Origin of the sequence: Campylobacter showae CC57C, from assembly GCF_000344295.2 — a bacterium.
In the GTDB taxonomy this organism is placed as follows: Bacteria; Campylobacterota; Campylobacteria; order Campylobacterales; family Campylobacteraceae; genus Campylobacter_A; species Campylobacter_A showae_B.
Genome location: NZ_AOTD01000107.1, coordinates 1 through 5,493 on the forward strand (window position 1 = coordinate 1; position 5,493 = coordinate 5,493).

The window sequence follows — 5,493 nt, forward strand, 5'->3', positions numbered from 1 at the left end:
GTCCCACTCTTCGTCAAATTTGACGTCTTTTGCGTTTAACGCGCTTGCTTGCGCATTTACGGCACCAAGTGCTAGCGCACCCGCACCCGCCATACTTAGCTTTAACAAATCGCGTCTTGACATTTGCTCTTGCATACATTCTCCTTTGGATGAAATATCATAACGGCATTATAATTATAATATCGTGAGTTTGCTGTGAGTTTTATTAAAAATTTGCTCTGTCATAAATATCCCTAAAATTAGGGGATTTAATGTAAATTTGACTAAATAGATATGAATTTATGAGATTTTATTTTTAATATTTATCAAGACTTTTCTACTAAAATATAATCTTTATGTATTTTTATTTTGAGACTGCCCTGCATGGTCAAAATTGACGAAATGTGACCGCGCTCAAATTTGCTTTTTACGAAAAATCGCAAAATTTAAGCTAATTTCAATATTATTTTGGGTAAATTTCCATTTTTCGGTCCCGTAGCTCAGTTGGTAGAGTACTACCTTGACATGGTAGTGGTCGATGGTTCGAGTCCATTCGGGGCCACCATTTCGCTTCTTTTGATTCAAATTTCATCAAATTTTACTTAATTCGTATCGTAAATCCAAACGTCAAATTTGCCAACTAAAGCCAAAATATATTTATTTTCTAAATTTTAACTCGTTAGCGTCAAATTTGTGCGGGTTTTTGGGAATAAATTTCAAAGATTAAGGCGCAAAGGCAACCACTCCTTTGCGCAATTTGGGAGAAAAATGAATCAAAACAATGCAAAGACGAGATAAATGCATGATTCATTCGATGAAATATTAGCGATAGTTTTCTTAAAATATAATAAATTATATTGATAATATTACCGTTTTAACAATATTTAAAATTTAATCAATATATTCTGTTATATTCAAAACTCAAATTTGACCGCCGTTTAAACCCAAATCAAATAAAACATTAAGTAAAGCTTAAAAACAATTTAGCTAAAATCAAGCCCAATTCTTTCAGCGTAAGAAAGATGTTTCGATAAAAAGGACGCAAAATGAGCGATATCATCGCATACAAACTGGACGGAAACATAGTCGATACCCAGAGTATCAACGGGCGAGAAAACGCCGCAGAACCGATTTATTTTGACAACTCCCCAGACGCGCTAAACGTCATCAGACACTCCTGTGCGCACCTCATGGCGCAGGCGATCAAAGAGCTTTATCCGCAGGCCAAATTTTTCGTCGGACCAAACGTCGAGGACGGATTTTATTATGATTTCAAGGTCGATGAGGCCAACAGCAAGCTTAGCGACGAAGATCTAGCGGCGATAGAGGCCAAGATGAAAGAGCTAGCCGAAGCAAAGCTTGACATCGTAAAAGCAAGCTCCACAAAAGCCTTTATGAGCGATAAATTTAAAGACGACGAACTAAAACAAGAGGTGCTAAAACGCATCCCCGAGGGCGAAGTCAGCAGCTACAAGCAAGGAAATTTCGAGGATTTGTGCCGCGGACCACACTTGCCAAATACCAAATTTTTAAAATTCTTTAAACTAACGCGAGTAGCCGGCGCGTATCTGGGCGGCGACGAAACGCGAGAGATGATAAACCGCATCTATGGTACGGCATTTGCCGATAAAGAGAGCCTAAAAGAGCACATCCGCATCATCGAGGAGGCCAAAAAACGCGACCACAGGAAACTTGGCGTCGAGATGAAGTTATTTACATTTGATGATGAAGTGGGCGGCGGCCTACCGATCTGGCTACCAAACGGCGGACGTTTGCGCTCCAAACTTGAGCAAATTTTATACAAAGCACACCGCGACCGCGGCTACGAGCCGGTGCGTGGACCAGAGCTACTAAAAGCCGACGTATGGAAAAAGAGCGGCCACTACGCAAACTACAAAGAAAATATGTATTTTACGACGATCGACGAGGCAGAATACGGTATAAAACCGATGAACTGCGTCGGCCACATCAAGGTTTATCAGTCAGACATCCGCTCGTACCGCGATTTGCCGCTTAAATTTTTCGAATATGGTGTCGTGCATCGCCACGAAAAAAGCGGCGTTTTGCACGGACTTTTTAGGGTGCGCGAATTTGCCCAGGACGACTCGCACATCTTTTGTATGCCGAGCCAAATCAAAGAAAATATCCTAGAAATTTTAAAATTTGCCGGCAAAATAATGGAAAATTTCGGCTTCCACTACGAAATGGAAATTTCGACCAAGCCTGCAAAAGCTATCGGTGGGGACGAAATTTGGGAAACGGCGACCAAAGCCCTAAAAGAAGCGCTTGACGAAAACGGCTTTAAATACGGTATCGATGAGGGCGGCGGCGCATTCTACGGTCCAAAAATCGACATAAAAATCACCGACGCGCTAAAACGAAAATGGCAGTGCGGTACGATCCAGGTCGATTTTAACCTGCCTGAGCGCTTTGATCTGGGCTACATCGACGCAAATAACGAACGCCAGCGGCCAGTCATGCTACACCGCGCGCTACTGGGAAGCTTTGAGCGATTTATCGGCATCTTGATCGAGCACACGGGCGGCGAGCTGCCGTTTTTCGTCGCTCCGACGCAAGTAGTCATCGTGCCGATTAGCGACGTGCACCTAGACTACGCCGAAACCGTCGCCAAAGAGCTTCGCAAAATTGGCGTAGATAGCGAAATCGCGAGCAAAAACGAGAGCCTAAACAAGCGCATCCGCACCGCAGAAAAACAGCGTGTGCCGATGATCGCGGTGCTGGGCGACAACGAAGTGGCAAATAGCGCCATCGCTCTGCGCGACCGCACGACTAGGGAGCAAAAAGATATGAAGCTGGATGAATTCGTAGGGCTTCTAAAATCAAAACTTGCCGAGGTGAGCTTTTGAAATCGAAGCGAAAATCCGCTAAATTTGAGCTAGGCGCGGCTTTATGCTAAGCCTGGCTCTTGCCAAAATCTGCAAAAATTGTCACAGCGCAATAAATTTCTACGAAAAATACAATAAAAACACAATATTTTTGGATATAATCAACAAATTTCAACTTAAAGGAAAAAACTAATTGGCTAAAGAAAACGAAGTGTTGCTCAACGAAGATATCAGAGCGAGCGAAGTGAGATGCGTGGGGGACGACGGCACCGCATACGGCGTCATCCCAAGAGTAGAGGCCTTGAAAATCGCCGAGAAAATGGGGCTTGATCTAGTGCTAATCGCGCCTGACGCTAAACCGCCCGTTTGTAAGATAATGGACTACGGCAAATTCCGCTACCAGCAGGAAAAAAAACAAAAAGAGGCCAAGAAAAAGCAAAAAACGATCGAAGTAAAAGAGATCAAACTCTCCGTCAAAATCGCTCAAAACGACATCAACTACAAAGTCAAACACGCGCTTGAGTTCTTAGAAGACGGCAAACACGTCAAATTTCGCGTATTTTTAAAAGGTCGCGAGATGAGCAACCCTGAAGCGGGCGTCGCGATGCTGCAAAAAGTCTGGGAGATGGTAAAAGAGGTCTCCGACCGCGATAAAGAGCCGCTCCTAGAAGGCCGCTACATCAACATGCTGGTAACGCCAAAAAAAGGCTAAAATTCGGAGCGTCTAGGCGCTCCAATCTAGAGCCATGACTAAAAAAAACAAATCAAATTTTAGATAACAACCAATTAATCACTCAAGATGATTTTGAAAAATTTAAAAAAATAGGATTAATCGAAGAAATCATCGTTTTTAGCGAGATAGAGAATAAAATTTATAAAAAAGACAATACTTTTTTATTTAAAGATCTACAATATATAACAAAAGATTATGAAGAATATTTTATACTTAATTTTGAAGCTTTTATAAGTAGCAACAGTAAATTTGATATATTATTTGACAGCTGTGTTTTTAGCACTTCTGCCACAATTACAAATAAAAACATTAAACAAAAAATTTTATTTAACAATTATAGATGCGATAGATTTGATTTTGATAAATGCACTTTTGAAAATGAAGTGCAATTTTTAGGAAGCGGAGGTAGTTTCAATAAATGCACTTTTAAAGATGATTTGGGTTTAGTGGCGCAAATTTAGTTTTTCCTGATTGTGTCTTTAATAAAAAATCAGATTTTACGTTATATAAATCTAATAATTCCAATAACAATAGCATATCTTTAAATTGTAGTAATGCAAAATTTTATAGTGCTGCATATTTCAAGACTAATTTTGAAGTAAAAGCTGATTTTTCTAATTGTATTTTTGATAAAGAGGTAAAATTTGACAAATTAAGGTTTCAAAATGTAAATTTTAAAAACGCAACATTTAATGAGGGTGTGAGTTTTTCTCATGCTGAATTTCATGATGCATCAAATTTTAATAATACAAAATTTAAAAAATCAACAAATTTTGATAAAACTTTCTTTGCCCAAGAGGCTACTTTTTGCGATGCCGATTTTTGTTCGGAAGCAAATTTTTACAATGCTACATTTAAAAACGAAGCAAATTTTAAATCAAACAATCGTGAAGTTAGTTTTAATCGCGCTGATTTTAGTAATGCTACATTTGAATCATCAGCATATTTTAACAACAGAACTTTTAGCGATTTTACTAATTTTCATGAGGTAAAATTTAAAGATACGGCTTGTTTTTTTAATGTTAAATTTAACTGCCCAATGAATTTTTTCAGTTGCATTTTTGGATCAAATTTAAATCTAATTAACTGTAAAGCGAATTTTAGTTACCGATCGTTGCAAGATTTAGTTTGCAAACAAAGCCAAGACAAGTACGAAAAAATAAAATTTATAAATAATTTGCCCGACGGATTTAGACTCATCAAATACACCCTAAATAGTGTTGGTAGCAACCTTGATGCAGCTATATTTCACAGAAACGAGCTTTACTGCAAAGAAATAGAAATTGAGAATAATCTTGAGTATTCGCCGCAACAAAAAAACGCAAACCAAAAAAGAAATAAAGCACAAAAGAAATTTTAAGCAATGTGCTTTGATATTAATTGGGATTTTATTTAAGACAATATCCGCACCATTTCTTATATTGAGCTTTTTTACGGTTTGTATGGCGATTTTTTTACTATTTTTACTACCGCTTACCTTGGATATTCTTAGATTTTTATGGCATTTGGTCATATATAATTTTCCAAGTTTTCTTAGACTTTACTTTAAAAGTAAAAATCCGCAAAAAAATAAACCACAAAATGTAAACTATGAAATAAGAGAATTGATGGATCTATTAACATTAAAAGTTTATAGGATTACGAACGATCATCATACGAATTTGGTCGGTATAACCAATTTTTTCGTTAGTTGTGTTAGTATTTATTGGCTATCGATCCTTATTTATACTAAATTGATATTACCCTTAATCTTAAATTTATCGTCATTCGCTCTTTTTTCTTTACTATATTCTATACCTATAGTTTTGCTGCCGTTTTTTATGCTTAATGCCAAAAGCGGCTGGATAGATAAATTTTTCGGTATTTTAATCATGGGCATTAGTTTACTCACGCTACCGCCTTTTATAGTTACGGCTTATAGTGTAGTTTTTATTA

General features: G+C 37.8%; 5 protein-coding genes and 1 tRNA gene. 4 read left to right on the plus strand and 2 right to left on the minus strand.

Features of this window, described 5'->3' with window-relative positions:
* Positions 1 to 135, minus strand: a 135-nt coding sequence (locus tag H740_RS11485; protein WP_002951593.1) for a twin-arginine translocation signal domain-containing protein, incomplete at its 3' end; no start/stop codon positions are given.
* Positions 136 to 468: 333 nt separating this feature from the next.
* Here H740_RS11485 and H740_RS04045 point away from each other — a divergent pair.
* The 4 genes from H740_RS04045 to H740_RS04060 all read left to right on the plus strand — a co-directional run bounded on the left by H740_RS04045 (position 469) and on the right by H740_RS04060 (position 4,918).
* Positions 469 to 544: transfer RNA gene (locus tag H740_RS04045), tRNA-Val, on the plus strand.
* A gap of 481 nt (positions 545 to 1,025) precedes the next feature.
* Complete coding sequence (gene thrS / locus H740_RS04050; RefSeq protein WP_002951595.1) at positions 1,026 to 2,846, plus strand: threonine--tRNA ligase; 1,821 nt, start codon at positions 1,026 to 1,028, stop codon at positions 2,844 to 2,846.
* 172 nt (positions 2,847 to 3,018) lie between these two features.
* A complete protein-coding gene (infC, locus tag H740_RS04055; RefSeq protein WP_002951598.1) occupies positions 3,019 to 3,537 on the plus strand; it encodes a translation initiation factor IF-3 in 519 nt (172 codons plus the stop codon).
* A 643-nt stretch (positions 3,538 to 4,180) separates the two neighbouring features.
* A complete protein-coding gene (locus tag H740_RS04060) occupies positions 4,181 to 4,918 on the plus strand; it encodes a pentapeptide repeat-containing protein (protein ID WP_269430623.1) in 738 nt (245 codons plus the stop codon).
* A 363-nt stretch (positions 4,919 to 5,281) separates the two neighbouring features.
* Here the strand turns inward: H740_RS04060 and H740_RS11670 are convergent, their stop codons facing one another.
* The gene (locus H740_RS11670) at positions 5,282 to 5,449 is read right to left on the minus strand and encodes a hypothetical protein (RefSeq protein ID WP_156318392.1); all 168 of its coding nucleotides are present in this window, start codon (positions 5,447 to 5,449) and stop codon (positions 5,282 to 5,284) included.
* Between the last annotated feature and the right edge of the window lie 44 nt (positions 5,450 to 5,493).

What these genes read in the sequence shown, in the direction of transcription:
- thrS (WP_002951595.1), top strand. Translation starts at nt 1,026, where the DNA reads ATGAGCGATATCATCGCATACAAACTGGACGGAAACATAGTCGATACC.